The following is a 24,134-nucleotide window of genomic DNA, read 5'->3' as shown; positions in this document are numbered from 1 at the left end:
GCACCTTCCTCAACTCGCCCCGCCATGACAGTGTTTGACGTCATGGACGACTGTCGCCTCCGCATCACCACGCGGGGTCGCGACAGACGGAACACGGGGGAAGGTGACGGGGGATGGCCGGTGCGGGCATCAGGGCGCTCGGGGGTGACGACCCGCGGCGGCTCGGCGCCTACGAACTGCTGGCGCGGCTCGCCTCGGGCGGTATGGGGCGCGTCTATGTGGCGCGGTCCACGAAGGACGGGGCGCTGGTCGCGGTCAAGACACTGCTCGCCGAGGGCGCCCTCGGCGACACCGACCGGCGCCGGTTCGCCCGTGAGGTGAAGCTCGCCCGGCGGATCGACAGCGCCCACACGGCTCGTGTCCTCGATGCCGACGCGGATGCCGAACGCCCCTGGATGGCCATCGAGTACATACCGGCGCCCTCGCTGGCCGAACTCGTCCGCGACGCCGGGAAGTTGCCGACGCAGGCGGTGCACTGGGTCGCGGCGGGCGTCGCACAGGCCCTCGTGGTGCTGCACCAGGCGCAGATCGTCCACCGGGACATCAAGCCCCAGAACGTCCTGCTGCCCCGGTCCGGGCCCCGACTGATCGACTTCGGCATCTCGCACGCCAACGACATGACCCGGACCCAACTGACGCTCGGCACCATCGCGTTCACCTCGCCGGAACAGGCCCGCGCCGAGCCCTCCACCCGGGCGTCCGACGTGTACTCGCTGGGCGCCACGCTCTTCCACACCGCCGTCGGCCGTCCGCCCTACCCCGAGACGTCCGACACCATCCGGCTGCTCACCCTCGTCCAGCGCGGCGAACTCGACCTCACGGGCCTCCCGAACGGGCTCGCCGGTCTGGTCCGGCCGTGTCTGGCCGCCGATCCGCGCGACCGGCCCGAACCCGCAGAGGTGCTGCGGCGCGCGCTGGCCGAACTCGACCGGGCCCCCGCACCGAAGTCCGGCGCCGGCCGGCTGCCAGCGCGGTGGACGGCCCTGATCGGGGAGTACGAGGCCCAGGGGCGGGCGCTCGGGACGGGCGGGGGAGGCGCGGAGGCGCCCACGGCGGACATGCGGACGCGGCGGGTGCCGCCGCCGAAGCCCACGCGGGTCTACACCGAGAAGCGTGGCGGGACGGCCCGTCCGCCGCGCCCCAAGTCGCCGGCGCCGCCGGTCCGGAAGCCCGCTCCTGCCCCCGCGCCCGCCGCGAAGTCGCGGTCCGCCTCCGGTTCCGCGTCTTCGGGCGCCTCCTCGTCGTCGGGGTCCTCGGCGAGCGCGTTCTGGGCCGTGCTGGGGGTCATCGCGCTCGTGGTGCTGTTCTGGAAGCCCTGGGAGCACATCGGCTCTGCGGGCTCGGCGAACGGTCTGCCGAGCAGTAGCAGTATCAGCGGCAGCAGCAGTGGCGTGGGTGGCAGCGGCGGCAGTACGTACCGGGGCGGGGGAGTCGGGGGGCTTTCCGGCGGGATCGGTGGGAGCAGCTACAGCTTCAGTCCCTCGCCGAGTGCGAGCCCGACGCCGTACTCGCCCTCCCCGTCGCCCACGCCGGTCACGTCCCGTACGCCGAGCGCGGAGGACCTGGCCTTCTCGTCCGTGCGGGCCGGGGACTGCCTGGACGGCTATGCGAACGGGTACGGCGGCTGGAGCCCGACGGCCCCGGACCGGGTGGACTGCCAGGCGGCCAACGCCTATCTGCGGGTCGGATCCGTGCTCGGGTCCGGAAGCTGTCCGTCCGGGCCGGGGCTGGGCGGCTGGTGGCACGCGGCCGCGGACCACTCGTCCGTCAACCTGTGTGTGGAGCGGCAGTTCCGGGTCGGCCAGTGCTTCCTCGCCCGGTCCAACGGAGGCCGGCCGGGCGGTGGCAACCTGCTCACCCTGTGGAACTGCGGGGCCGGTCGAGTGCCGCGGGAGTTCGCATTCATCATGCAGGTCACGGCGGTGCTGCCGGCCTCGGCGGGGACGCGCGCCTGCCCGCCCGACCCCGGCCACTACACGTATTCGTGGCAGGTGTACGAGGGTCGGAGCATTCTCTGTACGAAGGTTGCCTGAGAGTGGGCAGGGGTGCGCCCGGTCGCCGCCCCGCCTGGAACCGGGCGGCGACCGGGCGCGTCGTCAGGCGCGGCCGCCCGGCGGCCGGGGGAGTGCGGCCCCGCCGGACGTCAGGACCCGGTCCGGACGGATCGGCAGGTGGCGGTGGCGGACGCCGGTCGCGTGCCAGACCGCGTTGGCGACCGCCGCGGCGGCGCCCACGATGCCGACCTCGCCGATGCCCTTGATGCCGACCGGGTCGTCCTCGTCCGGGTCGTCCACCCAGTCCGCCTCGACGAGCGGTACGTCGGCGTTGGCGGCGACGTGGTAGCCGGCGAGGTCGGCGCCGACATGGGTGCCGGTGCCGTGGTCCCGGACCGCTTCCTCGTGCAGGGCCATGGAGAGCCCCCAGATCATGCCGCCGACGAACTGGCTGCGTGCGGTGAGCGGGTTGACGATCCGGCCGGCGGCGAAGACGCCCAGCATCCGCCGGACCCGCACCTCGCCGGTGGCGACGTCCACCGCGACCTCGGCGAACTGCGCGCCGAAGGCGTGCCGTTCACGGGGCGGCAGCGCGCCGATGGCGTCCGCGGTGTTCGAACGTGCGGTGATCCCCTCCGGCGGGATGTCGCCGCCCAGGGCCAGCTGTTCGCGCAGTTCGCGGGCGGCGAGGGTGATCGCCCAGGACCAGGAGCGGGTGCCCGCCGAACCGCCGGCGATCATGGCCGGCCCGAAGTCGCTGTCACCGATCCGGATCGCCACCCGGTCCGGCGTCACCGCCAGCGCGTCCGCGGCGACCAGGGACAGCGCGGTCCGTGCCCCGGTCCCGATGTCCGCCGCGGTGATCCGCACGGTGAAGGTGCCGTCCGCCTCCGCCGTCACCGCCGCCGTGCTCGGGCCGGCCAGTGTGGGGAACGAGGCGGCCGCGGTGCCCGTCCCCAACAGCCAGCGGCCGTCCCGCCGGACCCCGGGGCGCGGGTCCCGTTCGTTCCAACCGAAGCGGCGGGCGCCCTCCTCGAAGCAGGCGAGAAGCCGGCGGCTGCTGTAGGGCAGGCCGGAGACGGGGCCGACGGTCGGCTCGTTGCGGGCGCGCAGGGCGATCGGGTCGATGCCGCACTTCTCGGCGAGTTCGTCCATCGCGCACTCCAGCGCGAACGAGCCCGGGGCCTCGCCCGGGGCCCGCATCCACGTCGGCGTCGGCACGTCGAGGCGGACCACCCGGCTGACGGTGTGGTGCGCGTCCGCGTCGTACATCGCCCGCGCCGCATCGGCGCTGCGCTCGACGAACTCGTGCACCTTCGAGGTCTGGTTGAGCCCCTGGTGGTCCAGGGCCCGCAGCCGTCCGTCGGGGTCGGCGCCGAGCCGGACCCGTTGTGCGGTGGGGCTGCGGTAGCCGATCAGCGAGAACATCTGACGTCGCGTCAGCACGACGCGTACGGGGCGGTGCAGGACCGTCGCCGCCATCGCCGCCGCCACCTGGTGCGGACGGGTGCCCTTGGAGCCGAAGCCGCCGCCGACGTGCTCGGAGCGCACCCGGACCGCGGACGGTTCGAGCGAGAACAGCAGGGCGAGTTCCTGGGCGACGAAGATGCTGCCCTGGTTGGAGTCGACGACCTCCAGCCGGCCGCTGTCCCAGTAGGCGGTCGCGGCGTGCGGCTCCATCGGGTGGTGGTGCTCTTCCGGCGTGGTGTACTCCGCGTCCACCACCACTGCGGACGCGGCGAGTTCGGCCGCCAGGTCCCCCTTCCCCTGCTCCGCCTCGGCCCGACCGCCCACCGGGACGTACGCCTCCTGGTGCCCGGCGGCGAACGCGACGTCGGGTACCTCCTCGTCGTAGTCGACCACCAGCGATTCGGCGGCCTCCCTGGCCTCTTCGGAGGTCTCGGCGACGACCAGGGCCACCGGCCAGCCGGCGTGCGGCACCCGGTCGTGCTGGAAGAGCTGGAGCGTCGGATCGGCCGGCCCCATCGGGCCGGTGTAACCCGAGGCCAGCGACTGGGCGTTCCCGTGGTGGAGGACGGCGAGCACCCCCGGCATCGCCAGGACCGGTGCGGTGTCGATGGGGCGGATCCGGCCGCGGGCGACGGTGGACACCACCAGCCAGCCGTGGGCGAGGCCGGCGAAGGGTATCTCGGCGGCGTAGCGGGCCGCGCCGGTGACCTTGTCCCGGCCCTCCCGACGCGTGTGCGCGGTGCCGACGGCTCCGGTCACCGGGGCGAGCCCGGTCGTGGTGGTGGTCATCGGGCGGCCTCCTCGGTCTGCCGGCTCTCCTCGGCCAGCTCGGTGAGCACGGCGACGACGAGATTCCGGATCAGCGTCACCTTGTATCCGTTGCCGGGCAGCGGCTCGGCGGCGGCCAGCTCGGCGTCCGCGGCGGCGGCGAACGCCTCGGCGGTGGCCGGACCGCCGCGCAGCGCCCGCTCGGCCGCCCCTGCGCGCCACGGCCGGGACGCGACCGCGCCGAGGGCCAGCCGGACGTCGTGGACCGTGCCGTCCCGGACGTCGAGGGCGGCGGCGACCGACCCGATGGCGAAGGCGTACGAGGCCCGCTCGCGCACCTTGCGGTAGCGGGACACGGCGGCGACCGGCGCGGGCGGCAGGGTGAGGCCGGTGATCAGTGCGCCGGGCGGCAGCGCGGTCTCCCGGTGGGGCGTGTCGCCCACCGGGAGGTGGAACTCCGCGAGCGGCACCTCGCCCGGCCCGTCGGCCGTGGCGTACTCCACCACGGCGTCGAAGGCGGCCAGGGCCACGCCCATGTCCGAGGGGTGGACGGCCACGCAGTGCGTGGAGGCGCCCAGGATCGCGTGATTGCGGTGCTCGCCGGCGACGGCCGCGCAACCGCTTCCCGGGACGCGCTTGTTGCACGGCCTGGCGAGGTCGGTGAAGTAGGCGCAGCGCGTGCGCTGGAGCAGATTGCCGCCCACCGTGGCCATGTTGCGCAGCTGCCCGGAGGCGCCGGCCAGCACCGCCTGCGTCAACGCCGGGTAGCGGCGCCGCACTTCGGGGTGGGCGGCCAGGTCGCTGTTGGTGACCGTGGCACCGATCCGCAGCCCGCCCTCGGGGGTGGCCTCGATGCGGTCGAGCGGCAGCTCCCGTACGTCGACGAGGAGCGCGGGCCGCTCCACGCCGCTCTTCATCAGGTCGACGAGGTTGGTGCCGCCGCCGAGGTAACGGGCCTCGGGCTCGGCGCCCAGCAGTGCAAGGGCGTCCGGAACGTCGGACGCCCGCCGGTAGTCGAACTCCCTCATGCCGCGCCCTCCACGTCCGTCATGTCCGCCACATCCGCCCGGCCCGTCGCGCGCGCCGTCTCCTCCGCCGCCCGCGCGACCGCCTGGACGATCGACACATAGGCGCCGCAGCGGCAGAGGTTGCCGCTCATCCGCTCCCGGATCTCGTCGGCGGTCAGCCGCGGCACGCCCGCCTCCGGCCGGACGTCGGTGGTGGCCGCGCTGGGCCAGCCCGCGGCGTGCTCCTCGATGACCGCGAGGGCCGAACATATCTGTCCGGGCGTGCAGTAGCCGCACTGGAAGCCGTCGAGGTCGAGGAACGCCTGCTGCACCGGGTGCAGCCGCTCGCCGTCGGCCACGCCCTCGATGGTGGTGACCTCCCGCCCCTCGGCGGCCACCGCGAGCTGGAGGCAGGAGACCACCCGCCGCCCGTCGAGCAGCACCGTGCAGGCGCCGCACTGCCCCTGGTCGCAGCCCTTCTTGGTGCCGGTCAGGCCGAGCCGCTCACGCAGCGCGTCGAGCAGGGTGGTGCGGTTGTCGACGGGCAGCGTGTGCTTCTCGCCGTTGATGGTCAAGGTGATGGCACCGGCCGTCGATGGGGCCATGTTCTGCCTTCTTTCACGTCTCACACGTCGAAGGGGCGGCAGGCCCGTCGGGGGCCGCCGGTCCGCCGCGGTCGGGCGGCGGAATCGGATCGTTCCCGGTGGCTGGGAACGACCGGAAGGAACCGGAATGTCCGGGCGGGAGCGAGGTGGTGCGGTGCGTTGCGGCGTCGGAGGTGGCGGTACGGTCGATGCGGACGGTTCGGGGGCGCGGCGGGATCGTGGTCGCGGTGGCCGCCGGGCTCCTCACCGGCCGGATTCGCCGCTCGTCCGCCGCCGGAGCCTTGCCCGGCCCTGCCCCAACGGACAGAAGCGCCCTAGGGTGATGCACAAGCGGACAGCTGTCCGCTACGGTTGAAAACCTAATGGACGGGTGTCCGGTTAGCAAGGCCGATTGCGGGCCGGACTTGGTGAATCCACCAAGGCCAACTCATCGGCGTATTCCGGGAGGAGGGCATGTGCACCGTCCCAAGGACGCGCCGCTGCGCTCCGACGCCCAGCGGAACCGCGACCGCATCCTGGAGGTGGCCCTCGCCGAGCTGACCCGCTCCGCCGACGCCCCGCTGAGCGCGATCGCCAGGAAGGCCGGCGTCGGACAGGGCACCTTCTACCGCAACTTCCCCAACCGCGAGGCCCTCGTCCTGGAGGTCTACCGCCACGAGGTCCAACAGGTCTGCGACACCGCGACGGACCTCCTGGCCACCCGCCCGCCCGACGACGCCCTGCGCGCCTGGATGGACCGCCTCGCGCGCTACGCCATGACCAAGGCCGGCCTGGCCGCCGCACTGCGCAAGGCCACCACGACGCACGGCACCCTCGCCGCCGTCGGCCGCGGCCCGCTCACCGCCGCCGTCACCCTCCTCCTGACCGCCAACGAGGAGGCCGGCACCATCCGCCCCGGCGTCACACCCGAGGACTTCCTCCTCGCCATCGCCGGCCTCTGGCAGCTCGATCCGCAGGCCGACGGGCACTCCCGCGCCGGCCGCCTCCTCGACCTGGTGATGGACGGGCTCCGCGCGGGGGCGCCCGTCAGCGGGACAGCCGCACCCCCGTGACGAGGTCCGGGCGGATCCGCAGCGCATGGGTCATCCGGTGGTCGGTCCACGGGTGCAGCAGCGCCTGATAGTGCGCCAGGTCGTCGGGATCGGTCACCAGGCGGCAGTAGCCGGTGACCACCACGCTCCAACCGCAGTGCGTGGCGGGATCGATGGTGTCGGCCTCATAGGCCACGACCACCCCGGTGTCGTCCGCGTGCTCGGTGAGGGTGGCCAGCGCCGCGCCCTCGTGGGTGCGGATGATCACCTCGCCGTGGTGCAGGAGGTGGTTCACCGGGCGGATCGCCGGCAGCGCGTCCTGGGTGAAGACGATCCGGCCCAGCGACACGCTGCCCAGCAGCCGCAGGGCCTCGGTACGGTCCAGCTCGGTGCTGCGACGGGACGCCTCGCGGTCGGCCCAGTCCACCAGCGCGGTGTCGGTGGCGGTGCCGGCGGTGTGCCGGGCCGGGATGTCGTTCACGGCGTGCTCCCTTTCCTGTTGACGCTGTCGCGCTGTCGGCGCACTGCTCTGCCGCCCAGTAGACGGCCCCCGGCGGGCACCCGCCAGGGGCCGTTCGGCCCGGCCCGCGGAAGACTCGGCACCCGTCATGGCCGGAACTCCCTCACGGGCGGGCACCCGTCACCACGCCGCCCCGGTCACGGCCCCGTCCGCCGGGTACGCCGCGGGGCAGCCGCCCGATGCGGGCATGAGGTCCGGCACCGGGTCGTGGCGGATGCGGTCGGCCGGCATCCCGGCCGCGGTCAGCCGCGCGACGGTGGCCCCGACCATGGCCGCCGGACCGCTGACGAAGGCCAGCTGGCCGGACCAGGCGCCGCCCCGCGCCACCGCCTCGGCCAACGCACCGTACTCGCCCGGCGAGCCGTCGGTGGCCGCGGCGGCCTCGTCGTCCAGGACGCGCACCACCCGCAGCCGGCCCTGCCGCGTCGCGAACTGGGACAGCGCCTCCGCGTCGTACAGCTCGGCCCGGCTGCGGGCGCCGACGAAGAGCCGGACCCGGCCGGCCGGGCGCAGCGAGCGGCCACCGGTCCCACGGCGCCGGGCCACCCACTCCTCCAGCAGCGCCTTGACCGGTGCCCAGCCGGTGCCGCCCGCCACCAACAGCAGATCGCGCGGGTGGTCCGCCTCCTGGAGCGTCATCGTGCCGTGCGCGGGTCCCAGGCGCAGGGTGTCGCCCACGTCCGTGCCGTCGACCAGCGCCTCGCTCACCCCGCCGGGACCGGTCCGCCGGACGTGGAACTCCACCTCGCCGTCCGGCCGCGGCGCGGACGCCAGGGAGTAGTGCCGCCACGCCTGCGGCATCAGCGGGGACTCGACCGCCGCGTACTGGCCCGCCCGGTACGGGTACGGCTCGTGCACCCGGAGCCGCAGCACGGCCAGGTCCGGACGCCGCCGCTCATGGGACGTCACCGTGCCCTGCCAGCACGGTGGTTCGGCGAGCGCGGCGTCGGCGCCCTCGACCATCGAGGCGACCGCGAAGCGCAGCATCCGCACCCACGCCTCCTCCACCGCCTCGGCCCAGCGCGGCCCGGCGGTGCGGCGCAGCGCCGCACACAGCGAGATCTCGAACGCCTCGAAGTGCACCGGCCGCACCCCCAGCTTGCGGTGGTCGTGGCCGAGCTGCCGGAAGTAGGCGGCCACCTCGCCCGGGCGGTGCAGATTCTCGATCAGATACCAGAACGCGCGGGCCAGATGGGCGCGTTGGAACTCCATCGAGGCCGGGAAGAGCGACCGCAGATACGGCCAGCGGGCGAACATCTCGTCGTAGAGGTGGGCGATCAGGTCGCCGAACGGCGTGACCAGGTCCAGGTACTGGGTGATCAACCGCTGGTCCGCGGCGCCGTCGTAGGCGGCGGCCGGTAAATCGGGTGCGGGCGCCGTTCGTTGCCCCAGGATCTGCCGGCGCAGTCGCATGGCGTCGTGCCGGGCGAGCAGGGCGTGGTACTCGCCGCCGACGGTGCCCGGGGCGGAGCGTGCGGACGGTACGGACGGGGCGGGGCGCGCGGCCCGGCGGGACTGCTGCATGGGACGACCTCCTGACGGGGGGCGTCAGTATCGCAACGCCGTACCCTGCCCGAAGGGCCCCGATTCCCCAGGGCCGTTCGGCCCTTGCGCCGGCCGCCGGGGCGGACGAGCCTCGTGGTCGGGCCCGTTGCGCCCGGCCGAACCGCGAAGAACCACAGAGCGAGAACGCATGAACCAGCACCCCGTCCCGTCCGCCCCCGCCCCGTCCGCAGCCGGACCGGACGCGCCGCTGCGGGTCTTCATCCTCGACGACCACGAGGTGGTGCGCCGTGGCGTCCGGGACCTCCTGGAGGCGGAGGACGACATCGAGGTGGTGGGGGAGGCGGGGGACGCCCGCCAGGCCCTCGCCCGGGTGCCGGTGGTCCGGCCCCAGGTGGCCGTCCTCGACGTGCGGCTGGGCGGTACGGACGGGCCCGACGGCGACCACGAGGGGATCGGGGTCTGCCGGGAGCTGCGGGCCCGGGTGCCGGAGCTGGCCTGTCTGATGCTGACGTCCTTCGACGACGACGAGGCGCTCTTCGACGCCATCATGGCCGGGGCGGCCGGCTATGTGCTCAAGCAGATCGACGGCCCGGCACTGGTGCATGCGGTCCGCACGGTCGCCGCGGGGGAGTCGATGCTGGACCCGCGCACCGCGTCGCGGGTCATGGAGCGGCTGCGCGGCCCGGGCCGCGACCAGGAGCCGGCGGCGCCGTCCGTGCTCGACAAGCTCTCCCCGCGCGAGCAGGAGGTACTGGAGCTGATCGGCGAGGGGTTGACGAACCGTCAGATAGCCGACCGGCTGTACCTCGCCGAGAAGACGATCAAGAACCGGGTCTCCGCGATCCTGTCCAAGCTGGGCGTCGGCCGCCGGGTCCAGGCCGCGATGGTCGCCGAACGGCTGAAGGAGCCGCGGGTGTGAGCACGGCCTGGCAGGCGTGGGGCGCGACGGCCGGCTGACGGGCCGTCATCGCGCCCTCCGCCGCGAGGTCAGCCGGGCAGCGGCACGCACCACACGATGCGGGTGCCGCCGCCCTCCGGCGCCTCGACGGCCAGCCGGCCGCCGTGCATCGCGGCGCGGGCCCGCATGTTGGCCAGGCCCCCGGTGTGCGCGGCCGCTCCGACCCCCACCCCGTCGTCCGTCACCGTCAGCGCCAGCTCGTCCGCGGTCACCGCCACGGCCACGTCCAGGCTGCGGGCGCCGGCGTGCCGGGCGGCGTTGCTGAGGGCCTCGGCGGCCACCGCCAGCAGATGCCCGGCCAGTTCGTCGGGGACCGCGGCGTCCACCGGGCCCTCGATCCGCAACGCCGGGGTGAAGCCGAGCGGTCCGGCCGCCCGCTGCACGGTCTCGGTGAGGTCCCGGCGCAGCCCCCGGCCGCCCCTGTCGTCTCCGGTCGACCGCAGCCCGAAGATCGTGGACCGGATGATCTTTATGGTGGTGTCCAGGTCGTTCACCGCGCGCCCGACCCGATCGGCCGCCTCCGGCCGCTCGATCAGCCGGGTCGCGCTCTGTAGCGTGATACCGGTGGCGAACAGCCGCTGGATGGCGAGGTCGTGCAGATCGCGGGCGATCCGGTCGCGGTCGTGGAGGACCGTCAGCTCCTCCGACTCGGCCCGTCGGCGGGCGAGTTCCAGGGCGATCACGGCCTGGTCGGCGAAGCCCGATATCAGGGTGACCTCGGCGTCGTCGAACGCCGGCCGGCCGGTCAGGCGGCTCAGCCGCAGGGCGCCACGGCCGGTGTCCACCTGGAGCGGGACGGCGACGGCCGGCCCGTATGCCGTGCCGTGGCCCGCGGCCTCCCCGTCCAGCGCGTCCCCGCTCCCGCCGCCGGCGTCCGAACCGAGCAGATACGCCCGCGGGTCGGCCCGCAGATCCGCGGTGACCACCGGCCGGCCGCTGCGCACCGCCATACCGGGCAGCGAGCCGTCGGCCGGCACCCGCAGCCCGACGATCCGGCTCGCGCCCGTCCCGCACGCCACCGACACCGTCAACTGTTCCGCGGACGCGGCAGACGGCAGCAGGATCGCCGCGCAGTCCGCACCGGCGACCTCCCGCGCCCGCTCGGCGATCAGCCGCAGCACGTCGTCGGCGTCCGTACCGGACAGCAGACTGCGGGTGATCTCGCCCAGCGCCTCCAACCACCGCTCCCGGCGCCGACTCTCGTGGTACATACGGGCGTTGTCGATCGCCACCCCCGCGGCGATGGACAGGGTGGTCACCACCGCCTCGTCGTCCTCGTCGAACGAGCCGCCGCCCCGCTTCTCGGTGAGGTAGAGATTGCCGAACACCTCGTCGCGTACCCGGACCGGCACCCCGAGGAAGGTCCGCATCGGCGGGTGGTTGGCCGGAAAGCCGTAGCTGTGCGGATGCCTGGACAGGTCGGTGAGCCGCAGCGGCGCGGGATTGCGGATCAGCTCCCCGAGGGTGCCGTGGCCGCACGGCGTCCGGCCGATCAGCCCGATCAGCTCGTCCGACATGCCCACGGGCAGGAACTGCGCCAACTGTCCGTCGCCGACCACCCCCAGTGCCCCGTATTCCGCGTCGGTGAGGGTGACCGCCGCCTCCACGATGCCCCGCAGCACCTGCGGGAGTTCCAGCCCCCGGCCCAGGCCCATCACCGCGTCGAGCAGGCTGCGCACCCGGTCCGGCTCACGGAGCTGCGGCCCCTGCGGGCCGCCCGCGGCCGGTACGTACTGCTGCGATTCGGACATGACCGTGCTGCTCCCAAAGATCCCGTACGTCTGTCCGGCAGCGTACGTGATCATCAGGGCCGGGCCGGCGGGCACGGATGCCGATCGGCCACCGGGGAGACCGGTCCCGCAGGGCCCGGTGGTCCCCGCGACGAGGGTCGATCGCCGGCCGGGAGAGGGCTGTTCGGCCCTGCGGGCCGCGCCTGCCACCGGCCGACGATGGTCGGGCCGGGAAGGGCCGGGTCTCCCCGTGCCGATGGCCCTTCCCGGCCCTGGCCGTTCCTACGCCCCTGTCACCGGCTGCCGGACGGCGTGCGGTCGCCCGTCCACTCCGGGTACACCGTCGCCTGCGGATGCTCGTGCACCCACTCCCGGATCCCGGGGCCGATCTCGCCGTGGAGTTCGGCGAAGGCCAGCTCCGCACACGCCCCGACCCGGGCCAGGAGTTGCGCCGCGCGCTTCTGGTGCGCCATGGCCGCGGCCGTGTCGGCGTACTCCTCCAGGACCAGATACCTGCCGGCGCCGGCCGAGAACCACCGGTAGACGAGCGTGCCCGGTTCCGCCTCCGCCAGCTCGCGCAGGGCGCACGCCAACTTCTCGAATTCCTCCCGCTGTTCGTCCCGGACGTCGAACCGCGCACGTACGAAGAAGCTCATGCGGGCATTCAAGCAGCGACGTACGCGGCGACGCGTCGCCCGATCGGGTCAGCTCAGCCGCAGGTCGATCCAGGGGACGGTCTCGCCCGGCAGCACATAGCGTTCCAGTTCGACGAAGCCGTGCTGTTGCGCGAACCGCAGGCCGTCCTCGTTCGACGACAGGACGACGGTCTCGACGACCTGCGCTCCCGATTCCCGGGCCCGGTCCAGTCCGCGGGCGTAGAGCTCCGCCCCGAAGCCGCGCCCGCGGTGGGCGGCGAGCACACGGGCGATGACCGTCGCCGTACGGGTGTCGTCCTCCGGTGGGCGCACCGTGCTGCAGCCCACCAGCTCGTCGCCGAGGTAGGCGACCTCCAGACGGTGCCGCCGGGACCGTTCCCGTACGTCGTCCAGGGACAGCAGATGGGTGGGGATGATCGTGTTGTGGACGTGCTGCCAGTCGGTGAGTTCGTCGTCGGTGACCGGCTGGAGGAATCGAAGATCGGACATCGGAGAAGGAAATCCCGAGTACTCCGGATCGTCAACGGCTTTGCCGGTGCCCGGCCGCTGCCTCAGACCGCCGTCCCCAGGACCGTGATTCCGAGTGCGAGCAGCGCGACGACCTTGACGAGTTCGCAGGCGATGTAGACGAGGCGGGCCCGGGACCGGGGGAGCGTCTCGCCGGTGAGCACCCGGTCCGATCGGCGGTCGAGCACCGGCCGGACGGCGGCGAGTCGGACGGCCGGCAGCACCGCGGCGACGGCGGTCGGGGCGATGACGGGAAGACGAGACGGCCGATGCCCAGGCCGAGGGGGACGGTGACCCCGGGGGCGCGGACTACTGCTGCGCCAGCCAGAGGTCGGGGCCGAACACCTCGTAGTGGACTGCCCGCGGTGCGACCCCGCGGCGGAGCAGGTCGCCCCGCAGGCTGCGCATGAAGGGCAGGGGGCCGCACAGATAGGCGGTGACGCCGTCGGGCAGCGGCAGTTCGCCGAGGTCGGCGCGGCCGGCGGACACGACCGCCGGAGCCGGACCGGCGCCGTCCGCGGCCGCCCGGTGGTCCGCTTCCTCGTACCACAGGTGCAACGAGCCATGGCGCAGCGTGCCGACCAGCCGGCGCAGTTCGTCGCGGTGCGCGTGGTCGGCCGGGGAGCGGTCGGCGTGCACGACGACGACCCGCCGGGACGAGTCGGTGGCGGCCAGGTGGTGCAGCATGGCGAGCATGGGGGTGCCGCCGATGCCGGCGGAGGCCAGCAGCAGCGGGCCGTCGCCGTCCGGCAGCGTCAGATCGCCGAACGGCGCGGAGACGGCGAGCACCTCGCCGACGCGGGCCTCCTCGTGCAGCCAGGAGGACACCTCGCCGGCCGGCCCGGCCGCCGCGCGGACGCGCTTCACGGTGATCCGCCACTCCGGGGCCCCCGGCGCGGACGACAGGCTGTACTGGCGGATCTGCCGCGCGCCGTCGGGGAGTTCGGCCTGCACGCTGACGTACTGGCCGGGCCGGAAGGCGCGGGCCGGGGTGCCGTCGGCCGGGCGCAGGGTGAGCGCGAGGGTGTCCGGGGTCTCCTGGTGCCGGGCGACGACCCTCATGGCCTGCCAGGTCCCGCCCTCGGGGGTGCCGTGCTGTTCGTAGAGCCGGGCCTCGACGGCTATCAGCGCGTTGGCCATCAGCCAGTAGACCTCGTCCCAGGCGGCCGCGACCTCCGGCGTGACGGCCTCTCCGAGGACGTCGGCGACCGCGGCGAGCAGATGCTCGTTGACGATCTTGTACTGGTCCGAGGTGACGCCGAGCGAGGCGTGTTTGTGTGCGATCCGGGCGAGCATCGCGTCGGGGCGGGCGTCGGGGTGGTCCAGCAGCATGCCGGCGAAGGCGGCGATGGAGCCCGCCAGGGCCTGCCGCTGCTCGCCGTTGGCCTGGTTGCCGCGGTTGAAGAGGTCGCGCAACAGTTCCGGACGGGCCTCGAACAGCTTTTGGTAGAAGAGCGCGGTGATCTCCTCGATGGCCGCGCCGACGACCGGCAGGGTTTCCTTGACGACGGGTGCGGACTGCTCGCTGAGCACGAGCCACCTCCGATAACTCGTAGATGATCTACCAATTTATGCCCCGGGGTGGGCCGCCCTGGGGCAGGGGCGGACCTGGGGTACGCCCCGGAGCGGGGCGCGGTGGTGCAGTGGTGCGGCGGCCGGTCAGTCGGGGCGGCGGCCGGTGAGGCTGACCAGCACCGGGCCGGTGGGCGACGCCACGACCTCGGACACCGTCAGCGGGTCGAGCGTGGCGTAAAACGCCTCCTGCGCCTCGGCCAGCGCCCGGCGGAGCCGGCAGGCCGCGCGCAGCGGGCACGGCGGGTCGCCCTCGCAGGCGACGACCTCGTCCTCGCCCTCCAGTTCGCGCACCAGCCAGCCCACCGACGCCCGGTGCCCCAGACCGGTGAGCTCCAGCCCGCCGCCGCGGCCCCGGCGGGCCTCGACCACGCCGAGGTGCTGGAGTCGACTGATCGCCTTCGCCATGTGGGTGTACGGCACGTCCATCGCCTCGGCCACCTCGCGGGTGGTCAGCGGGGTGCCCGGCTCCGCGACGGCCAGGCGCATCACGGCGCGGAGTGCCAGATCAGTGAACTTTGTCAGCCGCACGCCACGACGGTAGCAAATACGTATGTAAGGTTCGCATTCGGGAGGGTGGGTTCCGGCGGAGCGACGCGGCGCCGTTGGTGCCGCGGGGCGCCCGGGAGTAGGAAGGGACGCGTACGGACCGCATGGACCATGCGCACCACAGGACACGCGACGGATGGTGACCATCGATGGCTGACGCCCCGCACACCGGCGGCGCCGACACCCCCGACAACTCCGGTACTCCCGGCGGCGCCGCGCCCGCAGGTGCCCCGGCACCGCTGCTGCTCTGCGACGCCCGGCAGGTCGCCGCCGAGCCACCGGTACCGTCCGGTGTGCTGTGGCGCCTGGCCGAGTCCGGCCGCCAGCTCGACGCCAATGTCGTCCGGATCCCGCCCCGGGGCCGTATCGACACCCACGTCGAGCCGGACCTCGATGTGCTCCTCTACGTCGTGTCCGGCGACGGCACCGTGGAGGCGGAAGACGGCCGGCAGCCGCTCGCCGAGGGCGGCCTGCTGTGGCTGCCCCGCGGGTCCCGCCGCAGCGTGACCGCGGGCCGGGACGGCCTGGCCTACCTCACGGTCCACCGCCGCCGCCCCGGCCTGCAGATCAAGAGCCGCCCGGGCTGCTGACCCACCGGCGGCTGCGCCGACCCCCAGGCCCTGTCGTCAATCGGACGCGTTCGGCAGGGTGACCGTGAAGCGCGCGCCGCCACCGTCGGCTTCGCCGACCTCGATGCGGCCGCCGTGCCGGTGGACGACGTCCCGGACGATCCCCAGGCCCAGGCCGGCCCCGCCCTCGTCCCGGGAGCGGGCGTCGTCGAGACGGATGAAACGGGTGAAGACCCGCTCCCGGTCGGCCGGTGGGACCCCGGGGCCGTCGTCGGTGACGTCCAGGGCGACCGTGCCGGCGGCCTCTTGGCGTACGGCGACGCGGACGGCCGACCCGGCGTGGCGCTGGGCGTTGTCGACGAGGTTGCCCAGGACGCGGGCGAGTTGGGTGCGGCTGGCGCTGACCGGGCAGGGGCCGTCGGGGGGGGCGGCGGTGATCGGGAGGCGGTCGCCGGACCGGTGGGCGAGTTCGTCCCGGACGAGGCCTGAAGCCCACTTCAGGAACGGTCTGGCCCCGCGTTCCCTCCGCCGTGATGGTGGCCGGTGGCGGGCGCGCCGCCCATCATGCGCAGCATGTCCCGGCCACCGGTGCGGAAGAACCGCACCAGCAGTGCCGCGGCCGCCACGAGGAAGGCGACATTGAGCCACGTGGTGTGGTTCCAGCTGGTGCCCTCCTGCGGGAGCCGTGCCCGGGCCTGGTCGGGGACGGGGCCGAGCCCGCCGAAGGCGAACTCCACGACGTACCCGGCGACCACGATCGCGACATAGAAGGTGCCGAGCAGGAACAGTGCGGTCCGAGTGCCGTAGCACTTCCGGTAGATGGCGAGAATCGGCAGTATCAGCAGATCGGCGAAGACGAACGCCACCACCCCGCCGAAGCTGATCCCGCCCTTCCACAGCACCACCGCGAGCGGCACGTTGCCGATGGAGCAGACGAACGAGGCCATCGCGACCAGCGGACCGACGATCGGCCCCCACAGTTTCGCCGCGAGCGGATGGCCGTCGAAGAAGAACGACCGTCAGAAGCCGTCGGGCACCCAGGCGGCGATGGCCCCGGCGACGAGCAGGCCGATCACCAGGTCCCGCAGGATCGCCGCCCACTCCATCACGAAGACGTGCGCGGTGGCGGTGAGGCCCTCGGGGGACAGCAGGCGGCGGAGGAACGATCCGGGGCGCCGCACGGACATGTCCATCGCGGCAGGCCCCTCCATCGAGCCGGCCAGCCCGCGCTCGGCCTGGGCCCGTGCCTCCCGCAGCAGCGCCTCGCGCAGCAACAGCCGCAGCAGCACCGCCAGTACCACGATCATGATCGGGCCGCCCACGAACTCGGCGACCGTGAACTGCCATCCCATCAACAGCGCCAGAATGACGCCCAGTTCGACGACGAGATTGGTGGAGGCGATCTCGAACGCCATCGCGGCGGTGAAGTCCGCCCCCTTGACGAACAGTGAACGGGCCAGCGCCACCGCGGCGTACGAGCAGGACGACGAGGCCGCGCCCAGCCCGGCGGCGCGCACCAGGGTGCGCGGGCGGGCGTCACCGAGGAGCGCGACGACGGTGAATCTGCGCACCACCGCCTGTACGACGGCGGACAGTCCGAAGCCCAGGATCAGTGCCCAGGTGATCTCCCAGGTCATCGAGCCGGTGATGGACAGCGCGTGCAGGACGGCATGCATGCCCGCATCCTTCCCCGGCCGGTTCGCGCGGCGGACTTCGGACACGTGGCCCACGACGGACACCTGCTCCACGACGAGGCACGGCAGGGCCGGAGCAGGCGGGCACCGGAAACCCCGTTGCGCCGCCGGCCCACCGGCGGGACAGAATCGGCGGGTGCAGATCCTCGCCTTTCCCGAAGCCGTGACCCCCGCCGAACTCCGTACCCAGGTGCGTGAGCTCCAGGAAGCGGCCTGGCCGTCGGAGGACGCCGTACAACCCCCCGACGACGCACCCGTCCACGATCCCGCGCTGCGGCCGCTGTCGCTGCTGCTGGTGGACGGTGGGACGGTGCTCGCCGCGCTGGACCTGCTCGCCAAGGAGATCGACCACGCCGGGGAGCGCTACGCCGTCGGCGGCCTGAGCACGGTGGTGACCCGCCGGGCGGCCCGCGGCCGCGGGCACGGTCGGCGCCTGGTGGCCAGGGCCCGCGAGACCCTCGCCGCCCAGGGCCACGACCTGGGGCTGTTCACCTGCGACCGCCCGCTGCGGACGTTCTACGAGAGCGCGGGCTGGCACCACCTGCCCGGCACCGTCCTCGTCGGGGGCACGCCCCGGGCCCCCTTCCCCAGCGACTCTCCCGGATTCGACAAGGTCACCATGGCCGCCTTCTTCTCCGACCGTGCCCGCCGGGCCCGTACGGCGTTCCACGACAGCCGCATCGCCCTCCACCCCGGAGACATCGACCGACTGTGGTGATCTCCGGCACGTGAGCGAGCAGAACGGAACCTCTACTTCCAGTTCTTCCTCTTCCCTGCTCGGACGGACAGCCGCGGCGCGCGGCGGGGAGGGAGCGGACATGGGTCGCCGTACGGGAAACGGCACACGGGCACTGCTGACGCTGGCGCTGGCGGCCGCGGTCACCGGCTGCACGGCCGGCGAGGACACGGCCGATGCCAGGGACACCGCGGCCCGCCGGACGCACGGCAAGGACAGCGCGGGCGGCTTCGCCGTCCAGTACCGCACCGGCGACAGGGCGGCGCGGGCCACCGACTATCTGCGCTCGCGACGCATCCTGGAAAAGGCCGCCGACCGGCTCAACGACACCGTGAAGGTCCCGCACCGCATCCCCTTCGTCGTCCGCTCGTGCGGCGCGCCCGAACCGGCCTACGACCCGGACACCGGTGCCGTCGACTTCTGCGTCGAGCACGTCGACGAGATCCGCGACCGGGTCGCACACGCCGGCCGGGCCGCCGTCCCACGGGGCGGCGCCGACGCCCATGTGGCCGCCGTGCTGGAGGAGACCGCCTACCACGAGGGCGCGCACGCCCTGATCGACCGCCTCAAGCTGCACTTCACCGGCCGGGAGGAGGACGTCGCCGACCAGTTCGCCGCGGTGATGCTGATCGACCAGGGCGGCGCCGGCGACGCCAAGGCCCTTGCCGCCGCCGCGGATTACGCCCTCTCCGCCGAGGAGAGCCCGATCGACGAGACGGATCTGCTCGACGAGCACAGCCTGGACGGCCAGCGCGCGGCGAACTACGCCTGCTACGTCTACGGCGCGCACCCGGCCCGGCACGAGGGGCTGGTCGGCGACGGCGGACAGGTCACCGAGGACCGCGCCGAAAGCTGCCCCGAGGAGTGGACGCAGGCCCGGAACGGCTGGCAGCAGCTCCTCGTCGGACGCCTCAAACACCATGTGTGACGCTCACGGCCACATCGGTGACACCGCGTCCCAGCGGCTCGACTCGTTGCGCTTCTCGTAGTGCGGAGCCGGCCGACGTTCAGCCGGCGCCGCGCGCCTCCGGCAGCACTCCGGCGAGGACCGTCGTCACGACCCTGCGGACCGCTGCCGCGTCCGGCGGGGTGCCCTCCCGGTCGGCGAACAACAGGTGCCCGGCCCCGATCAGCGTGGGGGCCAGGGTGGCGACGTCGGCGTCCGCCGCGACGCGGCCCAGCTCGCGCTCGGCGGTCAGATAGCCGGCGATCATCGCGGTGGCCTCGGCGAGCAGTGGTACGCCGACGGAACCGGCCTGCCGCAGCCGGGCGCGCAGACCGTCCCGGGAGATGACGAGGCCGACGATCGCCACGGCCACCGACCCGAACACCTCGGTCAGCGCGCCGGTGAGGTGTTCGGCCACCGTGCCGGTCCCGGCGGACGCGCGCAGGGCGCCGGCCTGGGTCTCGATCCGGCCGATGCGGTCCTGCACCAGCTCGGCGAGGAAGGCGTCGAAGTCGGCGAAGTGCCGGTGCAGGACCCCCTTGGCGCAGCCCGCCTCCGTGGTGACCGCCCGGCTGGTCAGTGCGTTCGGCCCGTCCCGCAGCAGGATGCGCTCGGCGGCCTCGAACAACTGCTGTCGGACATCACGGATGGCCACCCCTGTCGGCACGGTGCACCCCTCGTCTGCGCGTCGGAATCGGTTCCCCGCCCGCCACCGCTTGACGAGTGGGCATGTGCCCACCATAGTGGGCGCATGCCCACTATATCTTCCGCCGGTGGTGCCGACCCTGGTCAACACCGCCGGGTGGCAGAGTCGTTCGGCACCGACGCCGCCCGCTACGACCGCGCCCGGCCCCGCTACCCCGAAGCCCTGGTACGCCGCATCGTCGCCGACCGGCCCGGCCTCGACGTCCTCGACGTCGGCTGCGGGACGGGCATCGCCGCCCGTCAGTTCCAGACGGCCGGCTGCCGGGTGCACGGAGTCGAGCCGGACGCGCGGATGGCCGAGGTCGCGCGGCGGTACGGCACCGAGGTCGACATCGCGACCTTCGAGGACTGGGACCCGGCCGGCCGCACCTTCGACGCGGTCGTGGCCGCCACCGCCTGGCACTGGATCGACACCGCCGCGGGCACCGCCAAGGCCGCCCGGGCGCTGCGGCCGGGCGGCCTGCTCGCGATGTTCTGGAACGTCTTCCAGCTCCCGTCCGACGTGGCGGAGGCCGTCACCGACGTCTGCCGCCGGGCGCTGCCCGACGCGCCCTTCGACTTCTCGGCGATGACGAAGGGAACCCCGGACGCCTACCGGCCGGTCCTCGCCAGGGCCGCCGACGGAATCCGCGAACGGGACGACTTCACCGAACCCGAAGAGTGGCGGTTCGAGTGGGAGTGGACCTACACCCGGGACGCCTGGCTGGACCAGATGCCCACCTTCGGCGCCTTCACCCGGGTCCCACCGGACCAGCTGACGGAGGTGCTGACCGGAGTCGGATCCGCCCTCGACGCCCTGGGCGGGAGCTTCACCATGCACTACACGACGGCCGTGGTCGCCGCGCGTTGGAACGGCACCCCCTGAACGACGGTCCGCCCCGGCCACTGCGCGTGGCCGGGGCGGACGTGCCGAGGCGGATGGGGCTCGACGTGGTCAGAGTCGGCGGTGTCCGTCACCGCACCAGCGCGGCGTCTCCCGGAGCGTCCTGATGTAGCGCGCCGACGCCCAGGCCCGGCCGGACCGGCCCTCGCGGATCCGGTACCAGCGCGGATTGCCGTGGACGCGCTGGCCGTTGACCTTGCAGCGGACACTGACGACCTCGCCGTGCGGCAGCGAACCCACCGCACGGTAGGAGGTCCCGGGGCCGGCCCGCAGCGTGAGACGGGGCTCGGCGGTCACTTGGCCTCTGTGGAAGCCGTGTGCGACGCCCGGAGCGGACGGCGAGGGGGCCGCGGCGGCGGCCACGCCGCCACCGAGGACACCACAGAGCAGTCCGGCGCTCGCCAGCACGGCGGCACCTCGGCGGAACGAGGAAAGATGTGTCATGGCCAACCTCCCGGTTGCGATCCATCCGGCTGTCCGGATGTTTCGGTGCGGACCGAGGCTTCCCCGGCTGACGGCCGGGACCCGTGACCGCCGCCGAATTCACCGTCAAGGGAGACTGTCGAATATCTGCACGAGAACTCGGCGGGCGTCGGCCGGACGCGTCGGGGACGGGCCGTCAAGGCAGGTCAGGACGGCACTCTCGGGGCCACCAACGAGGCGAAGTTGGCCGCGGCGGTGCACAGGTTCGGCTGTGTTCCGCTGCTGGGCCTGGCATGCACGAACGCCTTTCCGAACGAGGTGGACCACAGGACCACGCACCCCAGGTCGTTCCCGGCGACCGATGCGGAGGGCACCCCGGCGATGCTGGTGGGCGTGGGCGCCGGCGACATCGGAAGGTCCTTGGAGTAGATGAGCGTGTACGTGATGTACGCGCCGGTGGTGGGCGCCGTTCCGCTCCAACTGCACGCCCTGAGCCCGCTCTGCGAACTGCCGGGATTCGAGGCGCTTCCCGAGGACAGGCCCCAGGACGACGCGGTGCTCGCGTCGACCGCCGCGCACGGATCGGCGGTCGTGGTGAGGCCGCCGCCCGGTTCCGAGGAGAGGCCGGGAGTGGGCGTGTTCGTCCAGCCGCCGCTGGGCATCGCGGACGGAACGGTCCACTCCGGCGGGCCCGGTTCGTCCTCGCCCGCCAGTTGCCACAGGCCGACGACGGCGGCCGCGACCAGTACGAGCACCGCGAACGTCACGATCAGCATGCGCCGGGTCCGGCCGTCCGCCGACGGACGGGCCGGTCGGGAGGGCGCCACCCAGTCCTGTGCGTCCTCGTCCCATTGGGCCATGGCGATCCCCTCCTAGCCCTGGCCGCCGAGGAGTTGGGTGATCTGCTGGACGACGGCCGTCGCCGAGGCGAGCCCCGCCACGGCCGTCGCACCGAGTTCCAGACGCTCGCGCAGCCATTGCAGCCGATCCCGCCGTACCTGCCCGGTGGCCTCGATCTCCTCCTCGGCATCGGTCAGCCGGCCGTCGATCTCCGAGGTCTCGTCGCTGGCGTTGAGCAGCGGCAGCTGCCGACGCAGCGTGCCCAGCGCCACGCGGAGTTCGGGCGGCGCGTCGACCGTCGTCCGCGTCGAGGCGTCCAGCGCGCGGGCGTCCGAGCCGGCCGCCGCGGCGCCACCGGCCATCACACCGACGCTGATCCCGCCGGGCGCGCTCCGCGGTACGGCGATCCCGCCCGCGCCGGGCGGGTCCGGTAGCGGCGGTGCCGCCCGGCCGTCCCGGTGCGAACGGTCCTCGGCACTCGCCCGCTTCCCGGCCGCGACCGCGCCGCCGGTCAGCACGCCGATGCTGATCCCGCCGCCGCCCGTGCCGCCGTCCTGTTCCCCGCCGCGCGGCGGGGCGGAACCGTCCGCCTCGGCCGCCTCGTCGGCGGCGGCCCGCGCGCCGTCCTCCGGTCCCTGTTCCCCGGTCGTCATGTCCGACCGCCCCCCGTCTCCGTCGATGTGTCCAGGTGTTTCGCCGAGGCCCGCTCGCCGGAGGCGACCGCGCCGCCACTCATCCCGCCGATGAACACCCCGCCCTCGCCCACGTTGATGATGTACTGGTCGAACACGTTGGTCTCGTAGTCCTTGCTCCGCAGGGCCTCCTGCACGCCGTTGGCGATCCGGTCCTGGAGCGTCTTCACATAGCGGCTGATGTCCATCTCCTGGAACAGCGAGACCTCCTTCACGCTCCCCAACTCCCGTACGGAAGCGGCCGGCGCGTCCGGCAGGGCGTGCTGAGGCATCGCCAGCCAGGTGCGGAACAGCGACAGTGCCGTGTGGCCCAACGAGATCCCGGCGTTGAAGCCCGCCGAGGGGCTGGTCAGCACACCGCGCACGGCATCGCGCAGCGGCCCGTCCCCGTCGTGCGCCGCGAGCACGTCGACCGACTTGAACTCCGGGCGCACCGGCGTCAGGACATGGGGCGCGACCTCCAGCACCAGCATCCCGCCCTGTGTATGGATGCGGACCAGCAGGCAGATCGCGACCTGCTCGTCCCAGGCACCGACCCGCACCCGCAGGAAGTGCCGACGGGCCTCCGCGCCCTCGCCGACCGCCCGGTCCAGGTGCTCCTGGACGGCCTCGGGGTCGTAGTCCACCTGGTCCCGCGGCAGCCCGACCGGCAGATACACCAGCTCCTCGACTTCGAGGAAGCGCAGGCGGTCCCGGCTGGTGGCCGCCGCCGAGGTGCGCAGCGCCGCCAGGCGGGGCTTGATCAGATCGACGACCTCACGGCCGGTGAGCGAGGCGCCGCCGCTCGCCGGCTCCGACTTGACGAACGAGACGGGGGCGGGCCGCGGCGGCGCGTCCGTCTCCGGTGCTCCCGGCGGCGCCGACCACGACTGGTGTTTGAGCTCCATGGCGACCGACCACGGTTTGTACGGTTCGCCGGCGCCGACGAAGGGCCGGAACGGGTCGTAGATGGCCAGTCGGGCGTGCTGTTCGCGGGCGATGGCCGTGCCGATGCGCCGGAACTGGTCGGTGTCGGGCAGCTGCGCACGGCCCTTCGTGGCGAAGGCGGCGCGGCTCAGCTGATGGCGCATGACGGAGGCCACGTGGTTGCGGTACGCCCAGACCGGCGGCACCAGCAGGATCGGGAACACCACGGCGAGCCAGGCATCCGCGCCGCGGAACAGCGACAGCAGCACGGCCGCCCAGTACACCACCGCGACCAGGAACGGCAGGACCGGCAGCACCGCCTTGAGCCGGCCGCGGGTCGCCTCCTTGAGCACCGAACGCCCGAGGGTGAAGAGGGAACTCCGGGTTCCGCGCGCGAACCAGGACAGGAAGCAGACCGCTCCGTACGCCAGGCACCAGGGGACGGGCAGCAGGGTCTGCGAGCCGACCCCGGACAGGTCGAGCACGATGAACACCACCCAGACGGCCAGCAGCACCAGTCCGGTCACCGCCTCCCCGCGGCGGGCGCGCAGGGCGTGGGCGAGGACGGGCAGCGCGTCATAGCCGAGCGAGGGGGCGATCGGCCGCTCCTCGTGCTCGACCAGCTCCTGGATGACCCGGCGGCGGAACTGGCCGTCGAAGTAGACCCCGGCACACAGCAGCCGGGTGGCCTCGCTCAGGCCGTGCTCCGCAGGCGGGGCGTCGGAAGGTGAGGCGGTGTGTGAAGGCGGTGAAGTGGATGTCGGGGACGAGGCGGGTTGTTCGGGCACAGACACGTGCGTGCACCCCCGTGATCGAACTCGGCCTCTGTTGCGAGGAGTTGAGGGAGTTGCTATGGAGGCAGTATGA

The 24,134-nt window shown here is 73.7% G+C and carries 23 protein-coding genes and 2 pseudogenes; 7 read left to right on the top strand and 18 right to left on the bottom strand.

Features of this window, described 5'->3' with window-relative positions; all coding sequences use genetic code 11:
• The first annotated feature begins 113 nt into the window (after positions 1–113).
• Positions 114–2,033 (top strand): serine/threonine-protein kinase, encoded by a 1,920-nt coding sequence (locus K2224_RS40715; protein ID WP_260692813.1) that lies wholly within the window; start codon positions 114–116, stop codon positions 2,031–2,033.
• A 63-nt stretch (positions 2,034–2,096) separates the two neighbouring features.
• Here the strand turns inward: K2224_RS40715 and K2224_RS19745 are convergent, their stop codons facing one another.
• From K2224_RS19745 to K2224_RS19735, 3 genes are read right to left on the bottom strand one after another with little or no spacing between them, the layout of a single operon-like run.
• Complete coding sequence (locus K2224_RS19745) at positions 2,097–4,253, bottom strand: xanthine dehydrogenase family protein molybdopterin-binding subunit (RefSeq protein ID WP_221907831.1); 2,157 nt, start codon at positions 4,251–4,253, stop codon at positions 2,097–2,099.
• On the bottom strand, positions 4,250–5,260 hold the full coding sequence (locus K2224_RS19740; RefSeq protein WP_221907830.1) for a xanthine dehydrogenase family protein subunit M: 1,011 nt from the start codon (positions 5,258–5,260) through the stop codon (positions 4,250–4,252). The genes K2224_RS19745 and K2224_RS19740 overlap by 4 nt, the downstream gene beginning before the upstream one ends.
• Complete coding sequence (locus tag K2224_RS19735; RefSeq protein WP_221907829.1) at positions 5,257–5,844, bottom strand: (2Fe-2S)-binding protein; 588 nt, start codon at positions 5,842–5,844, stop codon at positions 5,257–5,259. Before K2224_RS19735 ends, K2224_RS19740 begins: the two co-directional genes overlap by 4 nt.
• A 455-nt stretch (positions 5,845–6,299) precedes the next feature.
• Here K2224_RS19735 and K2224_RS19730 point away from each other — a divergent pair, with 455 nt between their 5' ends.
• On the top strand, positions 6,300–6,896 hold the full coding sequence (locus K2224_RS19730) for a TetR/AcrR family transcriptional regulator (RefSeq protein WP_221907828.1): 597 nt from the start codon (positions 6,300–6,302) through the stop codon (positions 6,894–6,896).
• Here K2224_RS19730 and K2224_RS19725 read toward each other — a convergent pair.
• Both K2224_RS19725 and K2224_RS19720 read right to left on the bottom strand, forming a co-directional pair.
• The gene (locus K2224_RS19725) at positions 6,871–7,356 is read right to left on the bottom strand and encodes a pyridoxamine 5'-phosphate oxidase family protein (RefSeq protein WP_399019066.1); all 486 of its coding nucleotides are present in this window, start codon (positions 7,354–7,356) and stop codon (positions 6,871–6,873) included. The genes K2224_RS19730 and K2224_RS19725 overlap by 26 nt on opposite strands.
• A gap of 159 nt (positions 7,357–7,515) precedes the next feature.
• Positions 7,516–8,919, bottom strand: a complete 1,404-nt coding sequence (locus K2224_RS19720; RefSeq protein WP_221907827.1) for a globin domain-containing protein — start codon at positions 8,917–8,919, stop codon at positions 7,516–7,518.
• A gap of 169 nt (positions 8,920–9,088) precedes the next feature.
• Here K2224_RS19720 and K2224_RS19715 point away from each other — a divergent pair, with 169 nt between their 5' ends.
• Positions 9,089–9,820, top strand: a complete 732-nt coding sequence (locus tag K2224_RS19715; RefSeq protein WP_221907826.1) for a response regulator transcription factor — start codon at positions 9,089–9,091, stop codon at positions 9,818–9,820.
• A gap of 68 nt (positions 9,821–9,888) precedes the next feature.
• Here the strand turns inward: K2224_RS19715 and K2224_RS19710 are convergent, their stop codons facing one another.
• The 6 genes and pseudogenes from K2224_RS19710 to K2224_RS19685 all read right to left on the bottom strand — a co-directional run bounded on the left by K2224_RS19710 (position 9,889) and on the right by K2224_RS19685 (position 14,855).
• Positions 9,889–11,538: a GAF domain-containing protein gene (locus K2224_RS19710; RefSeq protein ID WP_221909820.1), complete on the bottom strand. Its 1,650-nt coding sequence runs from the start codon at positions 11,536–11,538 to the stop codon at positions 9,889–9,891.
• 344 nt (positions 11,539–11,882) lie between these two features.
• Positions 11,883–12,245, bottom strand: coding sequence for a putative quinol monooxygenase (locus K2224_RS19705; protein WP_221907825.1), 363 nt, complete (start codon positions 12,243–12,245; stop codon positions 11,883–11,885).
• Positions 12,246–12,293: 48 nt separating this feature from the next.
• On the bottom strand, positions 12,294–12,734 hold the full coding sequence (locus K2224_RS19700) for a GNAT family N-acetyltransferase (protein WP_221907824.1): 441 nt from the start codon (positions 12,732–12,734) through the stop codon (positions 12,294–12,296).
• A 62-nt stretch (positions 12,735–12,796) separates the two neighbouring features.
• Positions 12,797–13,059 (bottom strand): annotated as a pseudogene (locus K2224_RS19695) (hypothetical protein); the annotation flags it as partial.
• Between the two features lie 2 nt (positions 13,060–13,061).
• A complete protein-coding gene (locus tag K2224_RS19690) occupies positions 13,062–14,285 on the bottom strand; it encodes a globin domain-containing protein (RefSeq protein ID WP_221907823.1) in 1,224 nt (407 codons plus the stop codon).
• Positions 14,286–14,411: 126 nt separating this feature from the next.
• A complete protein-coding gene (locus K2224_RS19685) occupies positions 14,412–14,855 on the bottom strand; it encodes an Rrf2 family transcriptional regulator (protein WP_221907822.1) in 444 nt (147 codons plus the stop codon).
• A 167-nt stretch (positions 14,856–15,022) separates the two neighbouring features.
• Between K2224_RS19685 and K2224_RS19680 the strand changes: the two genes are divergently transcribed.
• Positions 15,023–15,463: a hypothetical protein gene (locus K2224_RS19680; RefSeq protein ID WP_221907821.1), complete on the top strand. Its 441-nt coding sequence runs from the start codon at positions 15,023–15,025 to the stop codon at positions 15,461–15,463.
• A gap of 36 nt (positions 15,464–15,499) precedes the next feature.
• Here K2224_RS19680 and K2224_RS19675 read toward each other — a convergent pair whose 3' ends face one another.
• Both K2224_RS19675 and K2224_RS19670 read right to left on the bottom strand, forming a co-directional pair.
• Complete coding sequence (locus tag K2224_RS19675; protein ID WP_313904802.1) at positions 15,500–15,814, bottom strand: ATP-binding protein; 315 nt, start codon at positions 15,812–15,814, stop codon at positions 15,500–15,502.
• Between the two features lie 125 nt (positions 15,815–15,939).
• Positions 15,940–17,118 (bottom strand): annotated as a pseudogene (locus K2224_RS19670) (permease).
• 154 nt (positions 17,119–17,272) lie between these two features.
• Here K2224_RS19670 and K2224_RS19665 point away from each other — a divergent pair.
• Both K2224_RS19665 and K2224_RS19660 read left to right on the top strand, forming a co-directional pair.
• The gene (locus K2224_RS19665) at positions 17,273–17,854 is read left to right on the top strand and encodes a GNAT family N-acetyltransferase (protein ID WP_221907820.1); all 582 of its coding nucleotides are present in this window, start codon (positions 17,273–17,275) and stop codon (positions 17,852–17,854) included.
• Between the two features lie 100 nt (positions 17,855–17,954).
• Positions 17,955–18,800, top strand: a complete 846-nt coding sequence (locus K2224_RS19660) for a DUF4344 domain-containing metallopeptidase (protein WP_221907819.1) — start codon at positions 17,955–17,957, stop codon at positions 18,798–18,800.
• Positions 18,801–18,879: 79 nt separating this feature from the next.
• Here K2224_RS19660 and K2224_RS19655 read toward each other — a convergent pair whose 3' ends face one another.
• Positions 18,880–19,485 carry a TetR/AcrR family transcriptional regulator gene (locus tag K2224_RS19655; protein ID WP_221907818.1) on the bottom strand — a complete coding sequence of 202 codons (606 nt, stop codon included), beginning with the start codon at positions 19,483–19,485 and terminating at the stop codon, positions 18,880–18,882.
• Between the two features lie 84 nt (positions 19,486–19,569).
• On the opposite strand from K2224_RS19655, the gene K2224_RS19650 reads away from it, so the two are divergent.
• Positions 19,570–20,388, top strand: a complete 819-nt coding sequence (locus K2224_RS19650; protein WP_221907817.1) for a bifunctional 2-polyprenyl-6-hydroxyphenol methylase/3-demethylubiquinol 3-O-methyltransferase UbiG — start codon at positions 19,570–19,572, stop codon at positions 20,386–20,388.
• A 69-nt stretch (positions 20,389–20,457) separates the two neighbouring features.
• On the opposite strand, the gene K2224_RS19645 is transcribed toward K2224_RS19650, so the two are convergent.
• The 4 genes from K2224_RS19645 to K2224_RS19630 all read right to left on the bottom strand — a co-directional run bounded on the left by K2224_RS19645 (position 20,458) and on the right by K2224_RS19630 (position 24,061).
• Positions 20,458–20,850 carry an SH3 domain-containing protein gene (locus K2224_RS19645; protein ID WP_221907816.1) on the bottom strand — a complete coding sequence of 131 codons (393 nt, stop codon included), beginning with the start codon at positions 20,848–20,850 and terminating at the stop codon, positions 20,458–20,460.
• Positions 20,851–21,035: 185 nt separating this feature from the next.
• Positions 21,036–21,689, bottom strand: coding sequence for a DUF3558 family protein (locus K2224_RS19640; RefSeq protein WP_221907815.1), 654 nt, complete (start codon positions 21,687–21,689; stop codon positions 21,036–21,038).
• Positions 21,690–21,701: 12 nt separating this feature from the next.
• Positions 21,702–22,322 carry a hypothetical protein gene (locus tag K2224_RS19635; protein ID WP_221907814.1) on the bottom strand — a complete coding sequence of 207 codons (621 nt, stop codon included), beginning with the start codon at positions 22,320–22,322 and terminating at the stop codon, positions 21,702–21,704.
• On the bottom strand, positions 22,319–24,061 hold the full coding sequence (locus tag K2224_RS19630) for a hypothetical protein (RefSeq protein ID WP_221907813.1): 1,743 nt from the start codon (positions 24,059–24,061) through the stop codon (positions 22,319–22,321). The genes K2224_RS19635 and K2224_RS19630 overlap by 4 nt, the downstream gene beginning before the upstream one ends.
• Positions 24,062–24,134 lie beyond the last annotated feature (73 nt).

It is taken from the genome of Streptomyces sp. BHT-5-2 (assembly GCF_019774615.1).
GTDB lineage: Bacteria > Actinomycetota > Actinomycetes > Streptomycetales > Streptomycetaceae > Streptomyces.
Note: the sequence above shows the minus strand (reverse complement) of the source record. Positions and strands in the feature narration are given on the sequence as shown.